General features: G+C 66.9%; 27 protein-coding genes. 7 read left to right on the top strand and 20 right to left on the bottom strand.

All coding sequences use genetic code 11. The features are described 5' to 3' along the window. Positions 1 to 57: 57 nt before the first annotated feature. The 8 genes from hisI to hisD are packed head-to-tail and all read right to left on the bottom strand — an operon-like array spanning position 58 to position 6,420. Positions 58 to 402 carry a phosphoribosyl-AMP cyclohydrolase gene (gene hisI, locus MYCSM_RS14305; RefSeq protein ID WP_015306878.1) on the bottom strand — a complete coding sequence of 115 codons (345 nt, stop codon included), beginning with the start codon at positions 400 to 402 and terminating at the stop codon, positions 58 to 60. Next, complete coding sequence (gene hisF / locus MYCSM_RS14300; protein WP_015306877.1) at positions 399 to 1,181, bottom strand: imidazole glycerol phosphate synthase subunit HisF; 783 nt, start codon at positions 1,179 to 1,181, stop codon at positions 399 to 401. The genes hisI and hisF overlap by 4 nt, the downstream gene beginning before the upstream one ends. Beyond that, positions 1,181 to 1,996: an inositol monophosphatase family protein gene (locus tag MYCSM_RS14295; RefSeq protein ID WP_015306876.1), complete on the bottom strand. Its 816-nt coding sequence runs from the start codon at positions 1,994 to 1,996 to the stop codon at positions 1,181 to 1,183. Before MYCSM_RS14295 ends, hisF begins: the two co-directional genes overlap by 1 nt. A gap of 7 nt (positions 1,997 to 2,003) precedes the next feature. Continuing rightward, entirely contained in the window at positions 2,004 to 2,738 is a 735-nt protein-coding gene (priA, locus tag MYCSM_RS14290; RefSeq protein WP_015306875.1) for a bifunctional 1-(5-phosphoribosyl)-5-((5-phosphoribosylamino)methylideneamino)imidazole-4-carboxamide isomerase/phosphoribosylanthranilate isomerase PriA, read from the bottom strand. 4 nt (positions 2,739 to 2,742) lie between these two features. Then, a complete protein-coding gene (gene hisH / locus MYCSM_RS14285) occupies positions 2,743 to 3,363 on the bottom strand; it encodes an imidazole glycerol phosphate synthase subunit HisH (protein ID WP_015306874.1) in 621 nt (206 codons plus the stop codon). Continuing rightward, positions 3,360 to 3,974 carry an imidazoleglycerol-phosphate dehydratase HisB gene (gene hisB / locus MYCSM_RS14280; RefSeq protein WP_015306873.1) on the bottom strand — a complete coding sequence of 205 codons (615 nt, stop codon included), beginning with the start codon at positions 3,972 to 3,974 and terminating at the stop codon, positions 3,360 to 3,362. Before hisB ends, hisH begins: the two co-directional genes overlap by 4 nt. Beyond that, positions 3,971 to 5,107 (bottom strand): histidinol-phosphate transaminase, encoded by a 1,137-nt coding sequence (locus MYCSM_RS14275; RefSeq protein ID WP_015306872.1) that lies wholly within the window; start codon positions 5,105 to 5,107, stop codon positions 3,971 to 3,973. Before MYCSM_RS14275 ends, hisB begins: the two co-directional genes overlap by 4 nt. Beyond that, on the bottom strand, positions 5,107 to 6,420 hold the full coding sequence (hisD, locus tag MYCSM_RS14270) for a histidinol dehydrogenase (RefSeq protein ID WP_232425802.1): 1,314 nt from the start codon (positions 6,418 to 6,420) through the stop codon (positions 5,107 to 5,109). The genes MYCSM_RS14275 and hisD overlap by 1 nt, the downstream gene beginning before the upstream one ends. A gap of 71 nt (positions 6,421 to 6,491) precedes the next feature. Here hisD and MYCSM_RS14265 point away from each other — a divergent pair, with 71 nt between their 5' ends. Further along, positions 6,492 to 6,911 (top strand): nitroreductase family deazaflavin-dependent oxidoreductase, encoded by a 420-nt coding sequence (locus MYCSM_RS14265; RefSeq protein WP_041312071.1) that lies wholly within the window; start codon positions 6,492 to 6,494, stop codon positions 6,909 to 6,911. Positions 6,912 to 6,932: 21 nt separating this feature from the next. Continuing rightward, the gene (locus tag MYCSM_RS14260; RefSeq protein ID WP_015306869.1) at positions 6,933 to 7,571 is read left to right on the top strand and encodes a LysE family transporter; all 639 of its coding nucleotides are present in this window, start codon (positions 6,933 to 6,935) and stop codon (positions 7,569 to 7,571) included. Here MYCSM_RS14260 and MYCSM_RS14255 read toward each other — a convergent pair. Beyond that, positions 7,561 to 8,199, bottom strand: coding sequence for a maleylpyruvate isomerase family mycothiol-dependent enzyme (locus MYCSM_RS14255; RefSeq protein ID WP_015306868.1), 639 nt, complete (start codon positions 8,197 to 8,199; stop codon positions 7,561 to 7,563). The genes MYCSM_RS14260 and MYCSM_RS14255 overlap by 11 nt on opposite strands. Positions 8,200 to 8,263: 64 nt before the next feature. Next, positions 8,264 to 9,298 carry a zinc-dependent alcohol dehydrogenase gene (locus MYCSM_RS14250; RefSeq protein WP_015306867.1) on the bottom strand — a complete coding sequence of 345 codons (1,035 nt, stop codon included), beginning with the start codon at positions 9,296 to 9,298 and terminating at the stop codon, positions 8,264 to 8,266. A gap of 63 nt (positions 9,299 to 9,361) precedes the next feature. Between MYCSM_RS14250 and MYCSM_RS14245 the strand changes: the two genes are divergently transcribed. Next, the gene (locus tag MYCSM_RS14245; RefSeq protein WP_015306866.1) at positions 9,362 to 9,943 is read left to right on the top strand and encodes a TetR/AcrR family transcriptional regulator; all 582 of its coding nucleotides are present in this window, start codon (positions 9,362 to 9,364) and stop codon (positions 9,941 to 9,943) included. A gap of 79 nt (positions 9,944 to 10,022) precedes the next feature. Here MYCSM_RS14245 and MYCSM_RS14240 read toward each other — a convergent pair whose 3' ends face one another. From MYCSM_RS14240 to nadA, 4 genes are all read right to left on the bottom strand, one after another. Continuing rightward, positions 10,023 to 10,514, bottom strand: a complete 492-nt coding sequence (locus tag MYCSM_RS14240) for a hypothetical protein (RefSeq protein WP_015306865.1) — start codon at positions 10,512 to 10,514, stop codon at positions 10,023 to 10,025. Between the two features lie 285 nt (positions 10,515 to 10,799). Continuing rightward, a complete protein-coding gene (gene nadC, locus MYCSM_RS14235) occupies positions 10,800 to 11,657 on the bottom strand; it encodes a carboxylating nicotinate-nucleotide diphosphorylase (RefSeq protein ID WP_015306864.1) in 858 nt (285 codons plus the stop codon). Continuing rightward, positions 11,657 to 13,201 carry an L-aspartate oxidase gene (locus MYCSM_RS14230; protein ID WP_015306863.1) on the bottom strand — a complete coding sequence of 515 codons (1,545 nt, stop codon included), beginning with the start codon at positions 13,199 to 13,201 and terminating at the stop codon, positions 11,657 to 11,659. Before MYCSM_RS14230 ends, nadC begins: the two co-directional genes overlap by 1 nt. Beyond that, positions 13,198 to 14,223, bottom strand: a complete 1,026-nt coding sequence (gene nadA, locus MYCSM_RS14225; protein ID WP_041312067.1) for a quinolinate synthase NadA — start codon at positions 14,221 to 14,223, stop codon at positions 13,198 to 13,200. The genes MYCSM_RS14230 and nadA overlap by 4 nt, the downstream gene beginning before the upstream one ends. 64 nt (positions 14,224 to 14,287) lie before the next feature. Between nadA and MYCSM_RS14220 the strand changes: the two genes are divergently transcribed. Next, positions 14,288 to 14,980: an NUDIX hydrolase gene (locus tag MYCSM_RS14220; protein WP_015306861.1), complete on the top strand. Its 693-nt coding sequence runs from the start codon at positions 14,288 to 14,290 to the stop codon at positions 14,978 to 14,980. A gap of 43 nt (positions 14,981 to 15,023) precedes the next feature. Next, positions 15,024 to 16,361 (top strand): lipase family protein, encoded by a 1,338-nt coding sequence (locus MYCSM_RS14215; protein WP_015306860.1) that lies wholly within the window; start codon positions 15,024 to 15,026, stop codon positions 16,359 to 16,361. On the opposite strand, the gene MYCSM_RS14210 is transcribed toward MYCSM_RS14215, so the two are convergent. The 3 genes from MYCSM_RS14210 to bioB are packed head-to-tail and all read right to left on the bottom strand — an operon-like array spanning position 16,327 to position 18,174. Then, a complete protein-coding gene (locus MYCSM_RS14210) occupies positions 16,327 to 16,992 on the bottom strand; it encodes a DUF2567 domain-containing protein (protein ID WP_015306859.1) in 666 nt (221 codons plus the stop codon). The genes MYCSM_RS14215 and MYCSM_RS14210 overlap by 35 nt on opposite strands. After that, positions 16,979 to 17,179 carry a biotin synthase auxiliary protein BsaP gene (gene bsaP, locus MYCSM_RS14205; protein WP_015306858.1) on the bottom strand — a complete coding sequence of 67 codons (201 nt, stop codon included), beginning with the start codon at positions 17,177 to 17,179 and terminating at the stop codon, positions 16,979 to 16,981. The genes MYCSM_RS14210 and bsaP overlap by 14 nt, the downstream gene beginning before the upstream one ends. Then, a complete protein-coding gene (gene bioB, locus MYCSM_RS14200; protein ID WP_015306857.1) occupies positions 17,179 to 18,174 on the bottom strand; it encodes a biotin synthase BioB in 996 nt (331 codons plus the stop codon). The genes bsaP and bioB overlap by 1 nt, the downstream gene beginning before the upstream one ends. A gap of 49 nt (positions 18,175 to 18,223) precedes the next feature. On the opposite strand from bioB, the gene MYCSM_RS14195 reads away from it, so the two are divergent. Beyond that, complete coding sequence (locus MYCSM_RS14195) at positions 18,224 to 18,835, top strand: TetR family transcriptional regulator (RefSeq protein ID WP_015306856.1); 612 nt, start codon at positions 18,224 to 18,226, stop codon at positions 18,833 to 18,835. A gap of 140 nt (positions 18,836 to 18,975) precedes the next feature. Further along, positions 18,976 to 19,311, top strand: a complete 336-nt coding sequence (locus MYCSM_RS14190) for an MmcQ/YjbR family DNA-binding protein (RefSeq protein ID WP_041314028.1) — start codon at positions 18,976 to 18,978, stop codon at positions 19,309 to 19,311. Here MYCSM_RS14190 and MYCSM_RS14185 read toward each other — a convergent pair. From MYCSM_RS14185 to MYCSM_RS14175, 3 genes are read right to left on the bottom strand one after another with little or no spacing between them, the layout of a single operon-like run. Beyond that, on the bottom strand, positions 19,304 to 19,813 hold the full coding sequence (locus MYCSM_RS14185) for a 2'-5' RNA ligase family protein (protein WP_015306854.1): 510 nt from the start codon (positions 19,811 to 19,813) through the stop codon (positions 19,304 to 19,306). The genes MYCSM_RS14190 and MYCSM_RS14185 overlap by 8 nt on opposite strands. After that, the gene (bioD, locus tag MYCSM_RS14180; protein WP_015306853.1) at positions 19,813 to 20,478 is read right to left on the bottom strand and encodes a dethiobiotin synthase; all 666 of its coding nucleotides are present in this window, start codon (positions 20,476 to 20,478) and stop codon (positions 19,813 to 19,815) included. The genes MYCSM_RS14185 and bioD overlap by 1 nt, the downstream gene beginning before the upstream one ends. Further along, positions 20,475 to 21,620 carry an 8-amino-7-oxononanoate synthase gene (locus MYCSM_RS14175; protein WP_015306852.1) on the bottom strand — a complete coding sequence of 382 codons (1,146 nt, stop codon included), beginning with the start codon at positions 21,618 to 21,620 and terminating at the stop codon, positions 20,475 to 20,477. Before MYCSM_RS14175 ends, bioD begins: the two co-directional genes overlap by 4 nt. Between the last annotated feature and the right edge of the window lie 15 nt (positions 21,621 to 21,635).

The raw sequence follows: 21,635 nt of genomic DNA, 5'->3' as shown, positions 1-21,635 counted from the left end.
GTGGTCGAAGAATCCGGCAAATATGGCACATGAGCTCAGGTTCGCTGCGGCGCGTCGTCACTCGGGCGCCAGCAGCTGGTCCGCATCGAAGCACGTGTGGTCGCCGGTGTGGCAGGCGGCCCCGACCTGGTCGACCTCGAGCAGCACGGTGTCGCCGTCGCAGTCGAGTCGCACCGAGTGCACGTACTGCGTGTGCCCCGACGTTTCGCCTTTGACCCAGTGCTGCTGGCGAGAGCGCGAGTAGTAGGTGGCCTTGCGCGTCTCCAGGGTGCGGGCCAGCGCGAGGTCATCCATCCACGCCACCATCAGCACCTGACCGGTGCCGTGTTCCTGCACCACCGCGGTGAACAACCCGTTCGCATCGCGTTTCAGCCGCGACGCGATGCCTGCGTCCAACGTCACCTCACCACGATCCCTTCCGCCGCCATCGCCTCCTTGACCTGGCCGATGGTCAGCTCCCCGAAGTGGAACACGCTGGCGGCCAGCACGGCGTCGGCTCCTGCAACAACCGCGGGCGCGAAATGTTCCACCGCGCCCGCGCCGCCGCTGGCGATCACCGGCACGGATACCGCGCCGCGGACGGCCCGCAGCATCAACAGGTCGAACCCGGCCTTGGTACCGTCGAAATCCATCGAGTTGAGCAGGATCTCCCCCACCCCGAGTTCGGCGCCGCGGGTGGCCCACTCGATCGCGTCGATGCCAGTGCCGCGCCTGCCGCCGTGTGTGGTGACCTCCCAGCCCGATTGGGTCGCCGGCTCGCCCTCCGGCACCGTGCGCGCGTCGACGGACAGCACGATGCACTGCGACCCGAACTGGCGCGATAGCTCGGCCAGCAATTCGGGGCGGGCGATCGCCGCGGTGTTGACCGAGACCTTGTCCGCACCCGCCCGAAGCAGCGCGTCGACATCCTCGACCGAGCGCACACCCCCGCCGACGGTGAGCGGGATGAACACCTGCTCCGCGGTGTGCTTGACCACCTCCAGCATGGTCGCCCTGCCCGCCGAGGATGCGGTCACATCGAGGAAGGTCAGCTCGTCGGCGCCTTCCTTGTCGTAGCGCGCGGCCAGTTCGACGGGATCGCCTGCGTCGCGCAGGTTTTGGAAGTTGACCCCCTTGACCACCCGGCCGTTGTCGACGTCCAGGCATGGGATGATCCGGACTGCAAGGTCTCCTGCGTTCATCAGTAACTCCCCGGCTCACCGGCGGAGTTCAGGATCTCGAGTAGCTGCTCGTGCACGCCGGGCGCGCCGACGACCGCCGAGCGCGATTTCGTCGTCCAGGCGCTGCCGTCAAGATCGGAGACGACGCCGCCCGCCGCCCGCACCAGTGCGACACCGGCCGCGTGATCCCACACATGGGCACCGAAACTGATTGCACCGCCGAGGATTCCGGCTGCCGTGTAGGCCAGGTCGATGCCGGTCGCACCATGCATCCGCATCCGCGAGCACGAGCGGCTCAGACTCTCGATCACCGCCAGCCGGTAGCGGCCTGGCACCCGACCACGCGAATCGATGTTGAAGGTGCTGACGCCGACGATGGAGTCGGCCAGCTTCGTGTGTTGCAACCGTGGCTGCTCGATGCCGTTGCTACGCAGCGGTTTACCCACCACCGCTGTGAATCGCTCGCCGGTGAACGGCACCCATGTCAGCCCTGCGACGGGTTCGCCGTCGCGGACCAGGCCCAGCAGGATCGCCGCCATCGGTGAGCCAGCGGCGTAGTTGAACGTGCCATCGATCGGGTCGAGCACCCACACCAGCGGTGAATCGACGTCGGCACCGCCGAATTCCTCGCCGTGCACCTCGATCCCGGTCTTGGTGGTCAGCGCCTCGACCACCTGGCGCTCGATCGCCAGGTCGACCTCGGTGGCGAAGTCGTTGCCCTTCTTCTGCACCGCCGAGTCGGCGCGATGGCCGTCGACGAACGGCACGGCGGCGGCGTCCAGGATGGCAGCGGCCTCGTAGACCAGTGCCTCGAGGTCGGTGTCGTCCAGCGCCATCGGCGGCCTACTGCGTTACCGCGGCCAGCGCCTGCGGCAGCGTGAATCGTCCTGCGTACAGCGCCTTCCCGACGATCGCGCCCTCGACGCCACGGTCAACCAGGGTGGCGATCGCGCGAAGGTCGTCCAGGCTGGAGACTCCGCCGGAGGCGATCACCGGGGCGTCGGTGCGCTCGGTGACCTTGCTGAGCAGTTCGAGATTTGGACCGTTCAGCGTCCCGTCCTTGGTGACATCGGTGACCACGAATCGCGAACATCCTTCACGGTCAAGGCGTTCCAGCACATCCCACAGGTCACCGCCATCGGTCTCCCAGCCGCGACCGCGGAGCCGGTGCTCGCCGTCAACGATCTTCACGTCCAGCCCGACCGCGACCTTTTCACCGTGGTCGGCGACCACTTTTGCGCACCACTGCGGGTTCTCCAGCGCTGCGGTGCCGAGGTTGACGCGGGCACAGCCGGTGGCAAGCGCCGCCGTCAGCGAGTCGTCGTCGCGGATGCCGCCCGAGAGCTCGACCGCGACGTCGAGCTTGCCGACCACCTCGGCCAGCAGGTCACGGTTGGAACCGCGGCCGAAGGCGGCATCGAGGTCGACGAGATGGATCCACTCGGCGCCGTCGCGCTGCCAGGTCATGGCGGCGTCCAGCGCCGAGCCGTAGTCGGTTTCGCTGCCTGCCTGACCCTGCACCAGGCGGACAGCCTTGCCGTCAACGACGTCGACAGCAGGCAACAAAATCAATGACACGGGCTCAACCTAGTGCTCCGACCCAATTGGTAAGCAATTCGGCACCGGCGTCGCCGCTCTTCTCCGGATGGAACTGGGTGGCCGACAGGGGTCCGTCTTCGACCGCCGCGAGAAACGGCACGCTATGGGTGGCCCACGTCAGCACCGCGTCCGGATTGCCCTCCCACTGTTGAGCGGCGTAGGAGTGCACGAAGTAGAACCGTGTGGTGGACCCGATGCCCTTGAATAGGATCGAGCCTGCCGGTGCGTCGACGACGTTCCAGCCCATGTGCGGGATCACCGGGGCGTCCAGCCGCACGACAGCACCCGGCCACTGCGCGCAGCCGGTGGTCTGCTGGCCGAACTCAACACCCCGGGCGAACAGGATTTGCATACCGACGCACACGCCCAGCACGGGCCGACCGGCGGCTACCCGATCGGCGATGATCTTGTCCCCGTGGATCTTTCGCAGTCCTGTCATGCAGGACTCGAATGCGCCGACGCCTGGCACCATCAGCCCGTCGGCGTTCATCGCCGCATCGACGTCCGCGGTCACCTCGACGTCGACGCCGACCCGCTCCAGCGCCCGCTGTGCAGATCGGAGGTTGCCGGAGCCGTAGTCGAGAACAACGACTTTGTTTGTCACAGCGTGCCTTTGGTCGACGGCACACCGCTGACCCGCGGGTCGTACTCGACGGCCTGGCGCAGCGCGCGGGCCACGGCCTTGTATTGCGCCTCGGTGATGTGGTGCGGATCGCGACCATACAGCGTGCGCACGTGTAGAGCGATGCGCGCGTTGAAGGCCAGCGATTCGAACACGTGCCGATTGACCACGGTGTGGTACGGTGCGCTCGAACCCGCAATCGTGAACTCCACCATGAATTCCGGCTCGCCGGTGTGCACGAAGTACGGCCGACCGGAAACGTCGACGGCCGCATGCGCGAGCGTCTCGTCCATCGGGATCCACGCATCGCCGAACCGGCGGATGCCCTTCTTGTCGCCGAGCGCCTGACCGAGCGCCTGACCAAGCACGATCGCGGTGTCCTCGATGGTGTGGTGGCCCTCGATCTCGATGTCGCCCTTGGCCTGCACGCTCAGGTCGAAGCTGGCGTGACTGCCCAGCGAGGTGAGCATGTGGTCGAAGAACGGCACCCCGGTGTCGATGTCGACGCTGCCGGCACCGTCGAGGTTCAGCTCGACGACGATGTCGGATTCCTTGGTCTTGCGCTCGATTCTCGCGCGACGTGGCTCGGTCACTGTGCTCCTATTTCGGCGCTCGCCTTGAGCAGCGCATCGTTCTCCTCGGCCAGCCCTGTGGTGGCGCGCAAATATCCGGGAATGCCGACGTCGCGGATAAGGATGCCGGCGTCGAGGTACCGCTGCCAGGTCGCGGACGCGTCGGCGAACTCGCCGAACAGTACGAAGTTGGCGTCACTGGGAATCACCCGAAAACCCATGTCGGTCAACGCTTCCACGACGCGATTGCGCTCAGCGATCAGCTTCGCGACGCTGCCGAGGGTGTCGTCGGCGTGGCGCAGCGCAGCGCGCGCGGCCGCCTGGGTGAGCGAGGACAGGTGGTACGGCAGCCGCACCAACAGCATCGCGTCGATGACCGCAGGCGCGGCGATCAGGTAACCGAGCCTACCGCCAGCGAACGCGAACGCCTTGCTCATGGTGCGCGTGACGACCAGCTTGGTCGGATACTCGTCGATCAGTTTGACCGCGCTGGGCTGCGACGAGAACTCCCCGTAGGCTTCGTCCAGAATCAGGATGCCCTTGGGCATCGCGTCAAGCAGGCGCCTCAGCTCGTCCAGCGGAACGCTTTGTCCCGACGGGTTATTCGGGCTGGCGACGAACACGATGTCCGGATTGTGTTCCTTGATGGCCTGCACGGCCACATCCACGTCGAGACTGAAGTCCTCGCCCCGGTTCGCCACCAGCCAAGCCGTCTGTGTGCCGTCGGAGATGATCGGGTGCATCGAATACGACGGCACGAAGCCGACGGCGCTGCGGCCCGGCCCGCCGAACGCCTGCAGGAGTTGCTGCAGGATCTCGTTGGAACCGTTTGCCGCCCAGAGGTTCTCGACACCCAACGCCGTGCCCGTCCTGGCGCTCAGGTACGCGGCCAGGTCGGTGCGCAGGGCCACCGCGTCGCGGTCGGGATAGCGGTGCAGGTCGCCCGCCACCGCCTGCACAGAGGCGGTCACGTCGTCGACGAGCGCCCGCGTCGGCGGATGCGGATTCTCGTTGGTGTTGAGCCGCACCGGCACATCCAATTGCGGTGCGCCATAAGGTGATTTGCCGCACAGATCCTCGCGCAGCGGCAGTTCGGACAGCGATACAGATCGCCCAACCGGCCCCGTCTTTTGTCCTTCGTCCGAGCGGCTCATCACGTTTCGAACCTCCGCCTGACCGCCTCGCCATGGGCGGGCAGGTTCTCGGCTTGAGACAAGGTGATCACGTAGCCGGACACATCCTTCAGCGCAGCCTCGTCGTAGTCGACGACGTGGATGCCTTTGAGGAACGTCTGCACCGAAAGCCCGCTCGAGTGCCGTGCACACCCCGCTGTCGGCAGCACGTGGTTGGACCCGGCGCAGTAGTCACCAAGGCTGACCGGTGCATAGGCGCCCACGAAAATTGCTCCCGCCGAACGGATTCGGTTGGCTACCTCGCGCGCGTCGACGGTCTGGATCTCCAGGTGTTCGGCGGCGTACGCGTTGACGGTGCGCACCCCGGCATCGATGTCGTCGACCAGCACGATGGCCGACTGCTTGCCGGTCAGCGCCGCGGTCACCCGCTCGCGGTGCACGGTGGTCTCCAGCTGGTTGGCCAGCTCCCGATCGGTGGCGTCGGCGAGCGTCAGGCTGTCGGTGACGAGCACACTGGCGGCCATCTCATCGTGTTCGGCCTGGCTGATCAGATCCGCGGCGACATGCACTGGGTTCGCGGTGTGGTCAGCGAGGATTGCGATTTCCGTCGGTCCGGCCTCCGCGTCGATGCCGACCTGCGAACGGCAGATCCGCTTGGCGGCAGTAACGTAGATGTTGCCCGGCCCGGTGATCATGTCGACGGGCGACAGCTCTGCACCATCAGTGTCGGTGCCGCCATGGGCCAGCAGCGCAATGGACTGCGCACCGCCGACCGCCCACACCTCGTCGACCCCCAGCAGCTTGGCGGCGGCCAGGATGGTCGGATGGGGTAGGCCGCCAAAGTCGGCCTGCGGCGGGCTCGCGATCACCAGCGAGTCAACGCCGGCGATCTGTGCGGGCACCACGTTCATCACGACGCTCGACGGGTAGACGGCGTTGCCGCCGGGCACGTAGAGGCCGACGCGCTCGACGGGCACCCAGCGTTCGGTGACTGTCGCGCCGGGCGCAAGGCTGGTTGTGGTGTCGGTGCGCCGCTGGTCGCTGTGCACGGCGCGGGCCCGGTCAATGGACACTTGCAGAGCCGCGTGGACGTCGGCATCCAATGCGGCGAGCGCCGCGTCCAGCTCGTTCGCCGGCACCCGGACGGTCGCGGGCCGCACGCCGTCGAACGACGCACCGTATTCGAGGGCGGCCTCGGCGCCCCGCTCGGCGACCGCATCGACGATGGGGCGCACCTTGGGGACCACCGCGTCCACGTCCACGCCACCGCGCGGCAGCGCGGCACGAAGCTGTGCTGCGCCCAGCGAGCGGCTGCGCAGGTCGATGCGGGTCATCGTGAAGGAGGCCATCGGCTCTATTGTCCCTGATCGGCCGATCCGAACAAAAATGCATTACCTTCAAGGCCATGTCGTCTGGATCTCGCAAAGAGCACCCGAACAACGCCCCCGGTGTGCCGATGGTGTTCCCGGTCGCGGTGGAGAACTTCCAGGTCAAATATTTCAACCCGTTGATCAAGCCGATCGCGAAGTTCCTGCCGGGCATGTCGACCATCAAGCACCGCGGCCGCAAGTCCGGTAAGCCGTACGAAACCGTCGTCACCGCGTTCCGCAAGGGCAACCAGGTCGCGATCGCCCTGGGTCACGGCAAAACCGACTGGGTGAAGAACGTGCTGGCCGCCGGCGAGGCCGATCTGCGCTTCATCCGGAAAGAAGTGCATCTCACCAACCCGCGGATCGTGCCCGCAGGAACCGGGGCCGAGGGGCTGCCGTTCATGGCTCGGATGCAGGCGAAGAACGTTGCGATCTTCGTCGCCGATATCGCTTGACCGCGCTGAAAGACTGACGTCATGGCGTGGGAAGTCTGGCTGACGTTCTTTGGTGCTGCGATCGCGATCAGCGTGTCTCCCGGCGCCGGTGCCATCCAATCGATGGCGACCGGTCTAACACACGGCGTGCGGCGTGGCTACTGGAGCATCCTCGGGCTCGAGATCGGACTGATGCTGCAACTCGCGCTCGTCGCGATCGGCCTCGGTGCGGCCGTTGCGAACTCGATCCTGGCGTTCAACATCATCAAGTGGATCGGCGTGGCCTATCTGGTGTATCTGGCTGTGCGCCAATGGCGTACCGCGACCATTGACCTCCGCGAACAGGTCAGCAAGGCGATGGACGGCGGCCGGGTGGCGCTGTCGGTCCGCGGCTTTTTAGTAAACGCCACCAACCCAAAGGGTTTGGTGTTCTTCCTCGCGGTGCTGCCGCAGTTCGTGGTGCCGACGGAACCGCTGCTACCGCAATATCTCGCCGTCGGCGTGACGATGGTCGCCGTCGACCTCGTCGTGATGGGGCTCTACACCGGCCTGTCGGTACGGCTGCTGAAGTGGCTGCACACGCCGCGCAAGCAAACGATGATGAATCGGGTCTTCTCCGGACTATTCGCCACCGCGGCCGTCGTGCTGTCGCTGGTGCGCCGCGGTGCGGCTACGGTCTGAGCCCCCCTGCCAACGCGTCGACGCCTGGTCCCGACAACTGCGGTATCGCAACAGCGCGTCCGGTCAACAACAACAGGATCGCCGCGGCGGGGCCGGCTACCTCTGGGCCATCGCCAGCCGTCCAATCGACATCGGTCGCGGTGTAAGTGAACCGCTTGAGTGAGCGGTTCACCCCTAAGAGCCAGCCGATCGTCCAGGCTCTCTCGATGGCTGCGAGGACGGCGTCCTTCGGCATGTCGCGGGGAATGCCGAGCGGGATCGCGATGTCCTGACCGTGCACGAGGATGTCCATCACGATGTTGCGGTAGTTCGTCACTATCGGCAGCCGCCGTGACGCCGCGTTCTCGCGTATTTCGGCAACCAGGTCGGTTCCGGGACGGTCGGCGAAGCGCACCGCCATGTCCCGAGTCGCCTTGGGCAGGCTGCCTCGAGCGCGGACCAGTTCAGCGGCCACGGCACCCAGCGTCGGCGGCCGCGGGGTCATCGCGACATGCGCGGCGACGTCCCTGATCCGCCACCCGTCGCACAGCGACGGCGAGTTCCATTGGTCCTCTGTCAGATTCTCCAGCAGATCGGCGAGGCTGCGGCGTTCCCGTTCGATCACCCGCCAACTCGTTTCGGCGTCCACCCGTCGATACTAGTCAGGCATCCTGACTATTTGCAAGAGCGTGTGATCGCCTGCGGGCGTGCACTCACCGATCCATTCGGGTGAACACCGTCTTGCCCGTCATCGCCGGCCATGCCTGCGGTGCGTCCTCCCACGCCACCACCCGGTCGATGGCGGGCGCGAGATCGCAATGCGTCGTGAGCAATTCGATGATCTCCGGGATCACAGCGCGCGCATTCACCCGGCCGGTGACGAATCGCAAGCCGCGGGTGTACATCGATAGCAGCGGCATCTCGACCGCGCCTTGGTAGTAGATGCCGGTGTCGGTGCACACCCCGTCCGGCCAGGTGGCGCGCATCGTCGCCGCAAGCACCGCCGAATCAGCCGTGGTGTGCACCGTGACCGGGTAGGGATCCCACGACTTGTCCGGCTTCAACCCGTCATGCACTGTGGCGCCCAGCTTCTCGGCCATCGCCAGTCGCTGCGGGTCCGTGTCCACGTAGTCAACCTGCGCTCCGTAGGCACATGCAAAAGCGGCGGCATACAACCCGATCGAAAGGCGGCCCGCGACCAACACCCGGCGATCCGCGGGATCCAGGGCGGCCAGTTCTGCGCGATACGGGCCGACCGCGCGCCAGCCGTCGGGAATGTTGTCCGACAACGACGCGATCGCGACCGGATCGACCCCGGCGGGAAGGCGCAACAACATCGCGTCCGCATACGGCACCAGCAGTAGGTCGGCCATGAACCCGCCGCCGTCGAGACCTGCCAACGGCGCCATGCCATACATCGCCATCAACGGCACCGACGCGCACGAGCCCGTCGCACCCCGACGGCACGCGACGCACGTTCCACAGCTGATCTGGAACGGCACGATCACCCGATCGCCAATCGTGACGTCGCGGACGGCGTCGCCCACCGCCACGACCTCGGCAACCCCCTCGTGGCCGACGGCGTGCCCCGGCGGCGTCGGCAACCGCCCCTCGGCGACCGCCACGTCAAGGTCGCAACACGCGACGGCCACCGGCCGCACGATCGCCTGTTCTGGTGCCGTGACCTGGGGGTCAGGGGCGTTCCGCCAGGTGTATTCGCCTGCCGCCTCGAACATCAGCTGCTGCATGCCGGACCCTTCTTTAGCGACCTTTCAAGTATTGTTGAGCGATCTTTCAAGTAAAGTCAAGGCATGCCCCGTCCGGATCGGAGCCGCGCCGCGCTACTGGAAAGCGCTGCCCTGCTGTTCCGCAGGCAGGGCTACGCCGCGACCGGGGTGAACCAGATCCTGGAGTCCGCCGATGTCAAGGCGGGTTCGCTCTATCACCACTTCCCCGAAGGTAAGCAGCAGCTCGCCGCGGCGGTCGTCGACGTCGTCGGTGGAGACATCGAGCGACGCCTGCGGTCATTCCTCGCCAGCGACTTGGCGGTCGCCGACATCATCGACGCATGGATCGACCTGATGAGCGCCGGGCTGAGCTCCGATCGGCGCGACGGCTGCCCCATCGAGCCGATTGCCACCGAGTCGGTGAACGCCAGCGCGCAGGTGCGGGACGCCTCGGCGCGAGCCTTCGGCGGCTGGTGTTCGGCCGTCGCCGACCGACTACGTAACGACGGCTGGCCCGCCGACGACGCGCAGCAGACCGCGCTCGCGGTGATCGCGCTCCTGGAAGGCGCGCTGATCCTCTCGCGGATCGCCGGCGACGCGTCGGCGCTCAACGCCTCGAAGGCGGCCGCGCGCACCCTGCTCAGCTCAGCGAAACCAACTAATTAGCCAGTTCACCGATGCATCACGTGCCTTTTCAGCCCAGTAAAAGCGCCCTTAACGACGGCTGTCTGGCTTGCTGATTTCGTTATTTGCACAGTTCGGTGAGCTTGGTATTGGCCGCGTCCGCTTCCTTTAGCCGAGCCGCCTGTTCCGGCTGGGAGTTCTGCGCTCCCGCGGTTGCGTTCGCGCCGATGTCCACCAACAGCTTGGCAAAGTCTTTTACCGCGTCGGCGAGATCCGTCGGAGTCGCAGGGTCGAGGCGCACGAGCAGATATTGGCCTCCGTCGTACAGCGATATCCGGGCGTTGGCCGCCACCGCCAGGCTGCCGGTGACATCCTCCGGGCCACCGGGTGGTTGCAGATTGGTGTTGAGCGACACGCCCTTACGCACCACGGCGGTCGCGTCGCAGATCTTCTGTTTCGCATCGCTGCGCTGTGCGTCGGAGTAATTCGGCGTGTGTTCTCGCATCACTCGAAACAGCAGCCAACCGGACAACACGGCTGCAGCGAGGGCTACGGCAAGGGTGACGGCAAGCAGGATCCGCCACGAGCGCGAGGCGCCGCCATCCTGATACACGACGGTGGACTCATCATCTGATCGCTGCGGCACGAGGCCGATAGTAACGGCGCTGCCTTCACATGAGCGCCGGATTGTTGCCCGGGACGCGCCGGCCCACGGCTTCGCTGCGCGGTTTGCGGACATCTTCGAATTACCGCTGTCCCAAGTCTTTCGGACGCTCGAAAAAGACTGCGTACCGCTCTGCCAACCGGACAAACACCAATTCCGTCGACTTTGGCAACGCACTTAAGAATTCCCACGGAGCGGTAGTGGTCACGCGACCGGCGGCACCGATGGCAACGGCTAGACGTCTAGGCCGATATCCAACACACGTACGGAGTGGGTCAGGGCTCCGACGGCTAGGTAGTCGACGCCCGTCCCCGCATATGCTGCAGCGCTGTCCAGCGACAGCCCGCCGGACGATTCGAGTTTCGTTGCGGGGGAACGGGAGTCGCGGCGCTGCGCGGCGATCTGCGTCTGCCACACCGGAAAGTTGTCCAGCAGAACAAGGTCTACATCCTCGGCGAGTACCTCGTCGAGCTGCTCGAGAGAGTCGACCTCGACCTCGCACTCCAATTCCGGTGCGGCGGCGCGGACCGCGCGCAGAGCGGCCACCACGGAACCCGCGGCGGCGACATGGTTGTCCTTGATCAGCGCGGCGTCGCCAAGTCCCATCCGGTGGTTGACTCCCCCGCCGACGCGCACCGCATATTTCTGCAGCGCGCGAAGGCCAGGCAGTGTCTTGCGGGTGTCGCGGATCTTCGCCTTGCTGCCTTCGACGGCATCGACCCACGCAGCCGTCGCCGTCGCGATGCCTGACAGGTGACACACCAGGTTCAGCATCGTGCGCTCGGCGGTCAGCAGGCCCTGCGTCGGCGCCTCAACAACGAGCAGGACCCCACCCGCGTCCAACCGGGCACCGTCTTCGACGCGCTCCTTGACCCGGTAGCCGTCGGGCCCGATCACCTCGTCGAGCACCAACAACGCTATGTCCACGCCGGCGATCACGCCGGGCTCACGCGTGACCATTGACGCGGTGGTCGTCGCGTCGACAGGCACTGTCGACAGCGTGGTGACATCGGGTCCGTAGCGCAGGTCTTCCTCGAGGCCGCGCGCGATCACCCTGCGAGCCTCGGTCAGCTCGTCGGCACTGAGCTCCATCACCAGGCCACCGCCGGAACCAGACTATGCGCCAACGCCGGGTCAGTGGCCGGATAGTCGGACCGGTGATGGCAGCCGCGCGATTCCGTGCGGGCCAGTGCTGCGGCTGCGACGGCGCCCGCCGTTGCAGTCAACGCGACATCCTCGAAGTCGCTGCGGGACTTGAGAACACGTGGTGCCGCGGTGTCGAGCTCCTTCGCGAGCCGTTCGAGGCCATCGCCGTCGCGCACCACCGAGGCGTAGCGGGACATGGCACGCTGCAGATCGGCCCGCGGTAAGGCACGCCGCGGGGATGGGTCGGGCAACATCGCGCGACTCGGCCCGGCGGCCACGGCATGTTCGGCCGCCGCCATGCCCGCTCGACGGCCGACGACCAAACCCTCCAGAAGGCTGTTGGATGCCAACCGGTTTGCGCCATGCAGGCCCGTGCGGGCCACCTCGCCGGCGGCGAATAGGCCGCCCAGTTCGGTGCGGCCATTCACGTCGGTGACGACACCGCCGCAGCTGTAGTGCGCGCCCGGCACGACCGGAATTGGCTGACGCGTCGGGTCGATGCCGGCGGCCAGGCAGGCCGCCGTCACGGTGGGGAACCGCCGCTTGAAACCCTTGATGCCGCGAGCGTCGAGATACACACAAGGGTCGCCGGTTTCGACCATCCGAGCGTCGATGGCTGCCGCCACCACATCCCGCGGCGCGAGGTCACCCATCGGATGAACTCCCGTGGTTACCGAATTCCCTTGCCGGTCAAGCAGTATCGCACCTTCACCGCGAACGGCTTCGGTGATCAGCGGGCGTCGGCCGCCGACGTCGCCGTCGAACAGCATGGTGGGGTGGAACTGGATGAATTCGAGGTCGCTGACCGCCAGCCCGGCCCACATCGCCAATGCGATGCCATCGCCGGTCGAGCCCTCAGGGTTCGTGGTCGCGGTGTAGAGGTGTCCGAGGCCGCCGGTAGCAAGGATCACCGACGGCGCGTGCACGATGCCAAGCCCGTCGTCATTGCGCACAAGCACTCCGGTGACCGCACCATCGGCCTGCAGCAATTCCAACGCAACGTGATTGCGCCGGATGTCCAGCAGCGCCGCAGCGTGATCAAGCGCGCGCTGCACCTCCGCGCCCGTCGCGTCGCCGCCGGCGTGGATGATCCGGCGCCGTGAATGTCCACCCTCGCGGGTGAGCGCCCACTGCCCCGGCGCAGCCTCGTCGAAACGTGCGCCGTCGTCGACGAGTGCGGCGACAGCAGGGTAGCCGTCGGCCACGATCGAGCGCACCGCATCGGGGTCGCACAAGCCGGCACCGGCCGCCAACGTGTCTGCCACGTGCTGCTCGATGGAATCGTCCGTGTCCGGCAGCACGACGGCGATGCCACCTTGCGCATAGAACGTCGCAGTGTCACTGGCCTTGCTCAGCACCAACACTTTTTGCCCCCTGCGGTGCGCGGCCAACGCGGCGACGAGGCCGGCCACTCCGGTGCCGATGACGACGACATCGGCACGCTGCTGCCAGTAGCCTCGACCGCCGCAGGCCGTCGGTGGGCGAGTCATTCGCCGCCGCCGGGCGTACCGATCTCGATCATTCGCTGCACGCTGGCGCGCGCCAGTCGGGCGGTCTCGGGATCGACGTCGACTTCGTCCTTGCCTTCGACGAGGCAGCGCAGCAGCGCGGCAGGCGTGATCATCTTCATGTACTTGCATGACGCCCGGTCGTTGACGGCACGGAAGTCGACTTCCGGTGCGGCGCGGCGCAATTGGTGCAGCATGCCGACCTCGGTGGCGACCAGCACCTGGCGCGCGTGTGTTTCGCGCGCCGCATCCAGCATGCCGCCGGTTGACAGAATCTTGACCCGGTCCTCGGGAAACGCACCTTCGCCCGCCAGATACAGCGCCGAAGTCGCACAACCACATTCGGGGTGCACGTAGAGTTCGGCGTCCGGGTGAGTGCGGGCCTGGTCGGCGAGTTCGTCGCCGTTGATGCCGGCATGCACATGGCACTCGCCGGCCCACACATGCAGGTTCTTGCGGCCCGTGACCCGCCTGACGTGGGCGCCAAGGAACTGGTCGGGACAGAACAGCACTTCGCGGTCTTCGGGGATGGACGCGACGACCTCGACCGCGTTAGACGATGTGCAACAGATGTCGGTCTCGGCTTTCACGGCGGCCGTGGTGTTCACGTAGGACACGACGACGGCGCCGGGATGCTCGGCCTTCCATGCCCGCAACTCGTCGGCGGTGATCGAGTCGGCCAGCGAGCAGCCGGCACGCTGATCAGGGATCAGCACGGTCTTGGCGGGGCTGAGAATCTTCGCCGTCTCGGCCATGAAGTGCACACCGCAGAACACGATGGTTTCCTCGGCCACGTCGGCGGCGATCCGCGACAGCGCCAGCGAGTCACCGACGTGGTCGGCGACGTCCTGAATGGCAGGAAGTTGGTAATTGTGGGCCAGCAGCGTCGCGCCACGCAGGTCGGCAAGGCGGCGCACCTCGGCGGCCCAGTCCTCATCGCCATCGAGGCCGGAATATCCCGTCGGACCAGCAACAATTCGGTCCGCAAGATCGTTAGCGGGCATACGGTCTATAACCGTCACTGCCGCCTCCTTACTCCGTAGAGGTTTTCGACTTATAATCGAAAACATGTCCCATGGTAACACTGCGCACGAGGTGCTTGCCGTCGTGTTTCAGGTTCGCGATGTCGACTCCCATAAACCCGCACTTCACGTGCTGTTGTGGCAACGTGCACTCGAACCCGAGGCCGGCAAGTGGTCGCTGCCTGGCGGCCGCCTTGGCGTAGACGAGGATCTGACCAGCTCAGTACGCCGGCAGCTCGCGGAGAAGGTGGACCTCCGTGAACTTGCTCACCTCGAGCAGCTCGCTGTGTTTTCAGACCCCAAACGGGTTCCGGGAGTCCGCACCATCGCGTCGACGTTCCTCGGGCTCGTGCCCTCCCCCGCAACCCCCGAGCTTCCACCGGACACCCGGTGGCATCCTGTCAGCGATCTGCCGCCGATGGCGTTCGACCACGGCCCGATGGTGGAGTACGCCCGCACTCGACTGGTTGCCAAGCTGTCTTATACGAACATCGGATTCGCTTTGGCGCCAAAGGAATTCGCGGTTTCAACGCTTCGCGACATCTACGGCGAGGCGCTGGGTCATCCGGTCGACGCCACCAACCTTCAGCGCGTGCTGGAACGCCGCAACGTCATCACGCGCACCGGCACCACTGCGCGTTCTGGCCGCAGCGGTGGCCGCCCCGCAGCGCTGTACCGCTTCACCGACTCGTGCTACCGGGTGACCGACGAATTCGCGGCACTGCGCCCGCCCGGGTGAGTCGGCTGGCTTCTTAATGCCTTCTTAAGGTAAGAATGACCGGATGGACCTGGGCAGCGCGGCGCGGTACACCGGCGCCGAATGGATCGGCCAGCCGCTTCACGAGGACGTGGAGCGCAAGGCCCGGCCCGTCATTCCTGCTAAAGATCCCTTTTACCAGCCGCCGGCAGGCTTCGAGCATGCCCGCCCTGGGACCGTGCTGCGTTCGCGCGACGTTGAGCTGGCCTTCATGGGGCTGGTTCCGCAGCAGTTCACGGCCACGCAGCTGCTGTACCGCACCACAGACCTGAACGACCTGCCCCAGGCCACGGTCACCACTGTGATCGTGCCGGCCGAGCGCCCGGCCAAGGGACCGATTCCGCTGGTGTCCTACCAGTGCGCGATCGACGCGGTAGCGGGCCGCTGTTTCCCCTCGTACGCACTGCGCCGGGGCGCCAAGGCTCTCGGCGCGCTGGCCCAGTTCGAGTTCTTCCTGGTCGCGGCTGCGCTTGCCGAAGGCTGGGCCGTGTCGGTCCCCGACCATGAGGGCCGCTACGGCATGTGGGGCGCCCCCTATGAGCCCGGTTACCACGTGCTCGACGGCGTACGCGCGGCGCTGAACTTCGAACGGCTCGACCTGTCCCCCGAAGCCCCTGTGGGCCTCTGGGGCTATTCCGGCGGTGGCCTGGCCAGCGCCTGGGCCGCCGAGGTCAGCGGTTCGTATGCGCCGGAACTCAACATCGTGGGCGCGGTCCTCGGCTCGCCGGTCGCGGACCTCGGCCACGCGTTTCGCCGGCTGAACGGAAGCATCTACTCCGGCCTGCCTGCGATGGTGGTGGCCGCGCTGACGCACATCTATCCCGAGCTCGACAGGGTCATCCAGGAGCACGCCACCGACGAAGGCAAGGCGATGCTGCTGCGGATCGAGAAGATGACCACCGCACATGCGGTGCTCCGCCTGATCGGCATGGACATGGCCAAGATGGTCGATCAGCCGCTCGAGCAGATCCTGCAGACGCCGGAGGTGCAACACGTCTTCGACAGCATCAAGCTCGGCACTGCGGTGCCGACGCCGCCGGTGCTGATCGTGCAGGCGGTGCACGACCGCATCGTCTCGGTGGACGACATCGATGACCTGACGCACACCTACCAGTCGGGCGGTGCCTCGGTGACATACCACCGCGACATGTTCAGCGAGCACATGCTGCTGCACCCGATGTCGGCACCAATGACGTTGCGCTGGCTCACCGATCGCTTCAACGGCAAGCCGCTCGACGAGCACCTGGTGCGGACGAAATGGCCGACGCTGCTGAACCCGATGACCTACGTCGGCATGGCGCGGCTGATCAAAATCGCCGCGAAGGTCGTCACTGGGCGGACGGTAGAACGTTCTCCGTTGTGACCTGCGGGCCGAGAACCGGCTCTGCCACCGGCGGCCACGCGCCAAGGTCATCACGCTGCGTCGACACCGCCATCAGCGCGTAGACGAACGCCGCAACGGCGGCAGGGAACAGGATCGTGGTTGCGATCACTAGTGGACCGTGCCCGAAGAACACCGCGGGCGCCTCGATGACGTAGTGCACGCGATGTTCGGGCGACACTGGTGCGCCCGCGATGTCGATTGCGCCGTAACGCCAATGCACCAAGACGGCGCCGATACCCGCCGCCGCACCCGCGGCTGCCGCCGATCCGATCGTCAGCGCTGCTGCCATCACCGGACCCCGGTGAGCCCGCCATTTCCACACCAAAACCGCCGTGATGAATGCCAGTACCGACACCATGCCGACCACCAGGAAGGCTCCGATGAAGAAGTTGTCGCCTTCGTTGCCTAGATAGCCCTTGACCCGGTTACCACTCTTGGTGAGCGCCACGACGCCATGGATCGGCGGCGCCAGCCAGGCCCACAGCGCCCCCACCGCAGCGCCGGCCACGGCCAGGCCTGCGACGGTCGTCGCCGCGGCCCTGCGGCGCGAAAAGCGGGGTGGCTCAACGTCAGTCATCGTCTCCTCGCGCAAGCGCTCATCGGCGTTCATCTAGATCCTTGGAGTCCAGCTCGCCGTGCCGCGAGCATTTCGCCACCCAGCCGTCGGGGCGCACCTGCACCACCATGCGGCGGCCGCACTCCGCGCAGAACCGGGGTGGCTCGAGGCCGAGTTGCGCGGCGGTCGGCACTGCTCCGCCCGCGGACTCGCCAGTGTAGACGTTGAACTTGGCAGCCATTAGAGGCTGGCGTTGAGCGCCTTGATAGGCATCTGCAGATCGTCGAGCAGTTCCAGATCCGCCTCGGCGGGTCTGCCGAGCGTGGTCAGGTAGTTGCCGACGATGACGGCGTTGATGCCGCCCAGGATGCCCTTCTTGGCGCCGAGGTCGCCGAGCGTGATCTCGCGGCCGCCGGCGAAGCGCAGCATCGTGCGCGGCAGCGCAAGGCGGAACGCGGCGACGGCCTTCAGCGCCTCGGTAGCGGGCAGCACGTCGAGGTCGCCGAACGGCGTGCCGGGTCGCGGGTTGAGGAAGTTCAGCGGCACCTCATGCGGATCGAGTTCGGCGAGGTTCGCCGCGAATTCGGCACGCTGCTCAAGGGTTTCGCCCATCCCGAGGATGCCGCCGCAGCAGACCTCCATGCCCGCCTCGCGGACCATCTGCAGAGTGTCCCAGCGCTCTTCCCAGGTGTGGGTGGTGACGACGTTGGTGAAGAACGACTGCGCGGTCTCGAGGTTGTGGTTGTAGCGGTGCACGCCCATCTCGGAAAGCCGCTCGACCTGGTCGGCGGTCAGCATGCCCAGCGAGCACGCGATCTGGATGTCGACCTCGTTGCGGATCGCTTCGATGCCCGCGGCGACCTGGGCCAGCAGTCGCTCGTCGGGTCCGCGCACGGCGGCGACGATGCAGAACTCGGTCGCGCCGGTCTTGGCGGTCTGCTTGGCGGCCTCGACAAGGCTCGGGATGTCCAGCCATGCGCTGCGCACCGGAGACGCGAAAAGCCCTGACTGCGAACAGAAGTGGCAGTCCTCTGGGCAGCCGCCGGTCTTCAGGCTGATGATGCCCTCGACCTCGACGTCGGGTCCGCACCACTTCATCCGGACGTCGTGAGCCAACTCCAGCAGCTCGTCGAGCTTGTCGTCGGACAGCTGTAGTACCCGCAGCGTCTGGTCCTGGTTCAGGCCCTCGCCGCGCTCCAGTACCTGCTCGCGAGCCTCCGCCAGAATGTCGCTCACCCGTTGCCCTCCATCGCGTCTTGAACGGTGTTCAGGTTAGGGTACCGGTGTGCAGCTCCACAAACGCGACGTGGTCGACGCAGCGACGACGCTGCTGGACTCCTACGGCATCGCCGACCTGACGATGCGGCGGCTGGCCCGCGAGCTCAACGTCTCCCCCGGCGCGCTGTACTGGCATTTCGGCAACAAGCAGGAGCTACTGGGCGCGGTTGCGGACAGGATTCTGGAGTCGGTCGACGATGTGCCGGGCGGCTGGCGTGACCGCGTGGCACAAATCTGCGGGCGGCTGCGCGATGCCCTGCTGTCGCACGCGGACGGTGCCGAGCTGGTGTCGGCGAGCTTCGCGGCAGGCCAGTCGAAGGCGATGGCGCGGGTGCTCACACATCTGACCGGGGGCGCCGCGGATGCCGGTGTCGAACGCGCCAACGCCGAGCTGGCCGCCCGCACGGTCGTGTACTACGTGCTCGGCTTCACGGTCGACGAACAATCTCGTTTGCAGTGGGACGCCGCGGGGGCGGAACTGCCGGACGAGCAGTCGGTGCTGGCAGAGGATCCCAGCGCACGGTTTGCGTTCGGGCTGCGCCTACTCATCGACGGGATCGCCGGCCACAGCGCATCACGTCATGCCCTCGGTGACGAGGGCCTCAAGAGCCGCAACTGATACCGGCTCCCCGGCAATGTCCACCTTTCCGCCGCGCGTCCACGCCCATAGCGCGAGGTCGACCACCACGGTGCGAATGATCGCAATTCGGTCCCGCGTTGAGCATCTGAGTGTCGGACGGCGCCGCTAACGTCATCGACGTGATCACAGTCGACGAAGTACGGCCCATCGCCTTATCACTGCCACGGGCGTCCGAGGCCATCGTTCGCGACCAGATCAAGTTCCGGGTAGGTCAGATTGTTTTCGTCGCGTTCTCTCGTGACGAGACGGTAATGGGCGTCGGCTTTGCAAAGGAAGAGCGGGCGGCCATGGTGGAAGCCGAACCCTACAAGTTCATGCTGCCGCGCCAATCCGACATGCGATACAACTGGATTCACGTCCGGCTCGACGCAATCGACCTCGACGAGGTGCGCGAGCTGGTGCTCGACGCCTGGCGGATGTGCGTGCCGAAAAAGGTTGCCGCAGAGCTTAACTGATCGGATACTCGCGCTTCGAGCCGCCATCCCAACGCCGCACGCCCACCACCTTGCCCGCAATCTCCGACGGCCGACCCGCAATGCGCAACGCCCGCCCGAGCTGGCTGCCGTGCAGCCGACGCGCCATGGTGACGTGACAGGTCCATTGACCTGGCAGCGAGTTCGCCATCGGCCCCGGTGCCTGATGCGGCGCACACAGCCGGTACACCTCGGCGTGCAGGTCGAGCAGCGCCGCGGTCGGCACCACCAGCCGCGTGAGGATGAACTGGGACCGGCCGAATAACAACGGCGCGCCGATGCGACACCCAAACGGGAACCGCGCCGCCAGCGGCTGTAGTGCAGCGTCCACCTCGGGATCGATGCGTTCAGCGACCGTCAGAGTCGCGTGCGGCCGACTCGCAGGCGCCTGACTCGGTATCCCGGCCTCGCGCAGCCCGTCCCAGATGTGCCGGACCGCGGCCTCGGTATCCGGATCGAAAACCAGCTCGATCGAGTGAACCATCAGAGGCTGGTGAGCCAGTCAGCGTCGACCGCGGACGCGCTCATGGCCTCGAACTCCGCGGCGCTCATCGCTCCCGCACCCGCGGGCAGCACCGCCCGGACCGGAGCCAGTCGAGCCAGCGCGTCGCGATTGCCTTCCTCAACAATTCCCGGTTCACGCGGCCAGGCGCCAATCACCAATCCCGCACATGGAATGCCGTGCGCTGCAAGCGCTTCCAGTGTCAGCGCAGTGTGGTTCAGCGTGCCAAGGCCCGGCGAAACGACCACTACTACCGACGCGGCCAGATCGCGCGCGAGGTCGCGCAGCGTCACCCCGCCGATACCCAGCTCGACCAGCAGCCCACCCGCGCCTTCCACCAGGGTCAGCTTGGCGTCGACCCCCGAGACCGAAGCCACCAGCTCGTCACCCGTCGGCAGCGCCATGCCGGCGCGCGCTGCAGCCGCGGCCGGCGCCAGCGGTTCGGGATAGCGCCAGGTGCCGTATAGCGCACTGACCCCGGACAGCCGCGCCACATCGGCGAGGTCGTCGTCGCGAGGACTGCCGGTTTGCACCGGCTTGCACACCGCGACGTCGACGCCTGCCAACCGCGCGCTACACGCGAGCGCCGCAGTGGCCACCGTCTTGCCGACGCCGGTATCGGTGCCCGTGACGACCAGAACGCTCACGGTCGCCGCGATAGCACTTCTGTGAGAACCTCGCGCGCCAAAGCCATCTCGTCGTCGGACAGCGACGCCCGCGCCGTCAGCCGCAGCCGAGACGTACCGGCGGGGACGGTCGGTGGGCGGAAGCAGCCGACCCGCACGCCGCGGTCCAGGCATGCCACCGCTGCTGCGAGGGCCACCTCGGGTTCGCCAATGATGACCGACACCACCGCCGAATCCGGCCGCTCGCCGACCCCGCACATTTGGGCTAGAGCCGCAGCATGATCCAGCACGGCCGGCGCGCGCCAGGGCTCATCGGCCAACACCGTCAAAGCGGCCCACGCGGAACCGACCGCAGCTGGCGCCAGCCCGGTGTCAAAGATGAACGATCGCGCGGCGTCGATCAGATGTGCACGCACCGCCGCGGGCCCGAGCACCACACCACCCTGGCTGCCCAACGCCTTGGACAACGTCGTCGTCATCACCACGTCCGGCGCGCCGGCCAGGCCGACCTCGTGCAACAGCCCGCGGCCGGCGCTGCCTCGCACGCCGAGGCCGTGCGCCTCGTCGACGATCAGCAGCGCGCCGTACCGCCGGCACACGTCGTGCAAGGACCGCAACGGCGCCAGCACCCCATCGGCGGAGAACACCGAATCGGTCACCACGACGGCGCGCTCCTCATCGCGAGAGGACAACGCCTCCTCGACGGCGGAAACATCGCGGTGCGGTGTCACGACGACGCGGGCACGCGACAGCCGGCAGGCGTCGACCAGCGACGCATGCGTCAGCGCATCCGATACCAGCAACGAGCCCGCCCCGGACAGCGCGACCACCGCGCCGAGGTTGGCGGTGTAACCCGATGAGAAGACCAGCGCCGACTCGGCGCCGACGAACTCGGCGAGCGCGGTCTCGAAGCCTTCGTGCAGTTCGGTGTTCCCGGTGACCAGGCGCGATCCGGTCGAGCCCGCACCCCACGTGCGTAGCGCCTCGACGCCGCCAGCGATCACCGCAGGGTGCTGCGAGAGCCCCAGATAGTCGTTGGAGGCCAGGTCGAGCTCTGCGCCGACGGGCGGACGGGTGCGGAGGTAGCGGCGCAGTCCGGCCGCCCGGCGCTGCTGCTCGACCTCGTCGAGCCAGGCCAGCGGCGAAACACCGACACGCGTCATCTGAACACCTCCCGC

This window comes from Mycobacterium sp. JS623, from assembly GCF_000328565.1.
In the GTDB taxonomy this organism is placed as follows: Bacteria; Actinomycetota; Actinomycetes; order Mycobacteriales; family Mycobacteriaceae; genus Mycobacterium.
The sequence above is the reverse complement of the archived record's forward strand: the minus strand, read 5'-3'. Positions and strand labels throughout refer to the sequence as shown.

Coding starts and splice junctions, on each gene's coding strand:
- MYCSM_RS14260 (WP_015306869.1), top strand. CDS start 6,933: ATGGCGTGGGAAGTCTGGCTGACGTTCTTTGGTGCTGCGATCGCGATC.
- MYCSM_RS14245 (WP_015306866.1), top strand. CDS start 9,362: ATGCCCCGTCCGGATCGGAGCCGCGCCGCGCTACTGGAAAGCGCTGCC.
- MYCSM_RS14295 (WP_015306876.1), bottom strand. CDS start 1,996: ATGGCGCTGGACGACACCGACCTCGAGGCACTGGTCTACGAGGCCGCT.
- MYCSM_RS14185 (WP_015306854.1), bottom strand. CDS start 19,813: ATGGTTCACTCGATCGAGCTGGTTTTCGATCCGGATACCGAGGCCGCG.
- MYCSM_RS14210 (WP_015306859.1), bottom strand. CDS start 16,992: ATGAACGCCGATGAGCGCTTGCGCGAGGAGACGATGACTGACGTTGAG.
- nadA (WP_041312067.1), bottom strand. CDS start 14,223: ATGCCCGCTAACGATCTTGCGGACCGAATTGTTGCTGGTCCGACGGGA.
- MYCSM_RS14275 (WP_015306872.1), bottom strand. CDS start 5,107: ATGAGCCGCTCGGACGAAGGACAAAAGACGGGGCCGGTTGGGCGATCT.
- MYCSM_RS14250 (WP_015306867.1), bottom strand. CDS start 9,298: ATGCAGCAGCTGATGTTCGAGGCGGCAGGCGAATACACCTGGCGGAAC.
- MYCSM_RS14220 (WP_015306861.1), top strand. CDS start 14,288: ATGTCCCATGGTAACACTGCGCACGAGGTGCTTGCCGTCGTGTTTCAG.
- nadC (WP_015306864.1), bottom strand. CDS start 11,657: ATGGAGCTCAGTGCCGACGAGCTGACCGAGGCTCGCAGGGTGATCGCG.
- hisD (WP_232425802.1), bottom strand. CDS start 6,420: ATGACCCGCATCGACCTGCGCAGCCGCTCGCTGGGCGCAGCACAGCTT.
- MYCSM_RS14175 (WP_015306852.1), bottom strand. CDS start 21,620: ATGACGCGTGTCGGTGTTTCGCCGCTGGCCTGGCTCGACGAGGTCGAG.
- MYCSM_RS14230 (WP_015306863.1), bottom strand. CDS start 13,201: ATGACTCGCCCACCGACGGCCTGCGGCGGTCGAGGCTACTGGCAGCAG.
- MYCSM_RS14215 (WP_015306860.1), top strand. CDS start 15,024: ATGGACCTGGGCAGCGCGGCGCGGTACACCGGCGCCGAATGGATCGGC.
- MYCSM_RS14265 (WP_041312071.1), top strand. CDS start 6,492: ATGTCGTCTGGATCTCGCAAAGAGCACCCGAACAACGCCCCCGGTGTG.
- bsaP (WP_015306858.1), bottom strand. CDS start 17,179: ATGGCTGCCAAGTTCAACGTCTACACTGGCGAGTCCGCGGGCGGAGCA.
- hisF (WP_015306877.1), bottom strand. CDS start 1,181: ATGAACGCAGGAGACCTTGCAGTCCGGATCATCCCATGCCTGGACGTC.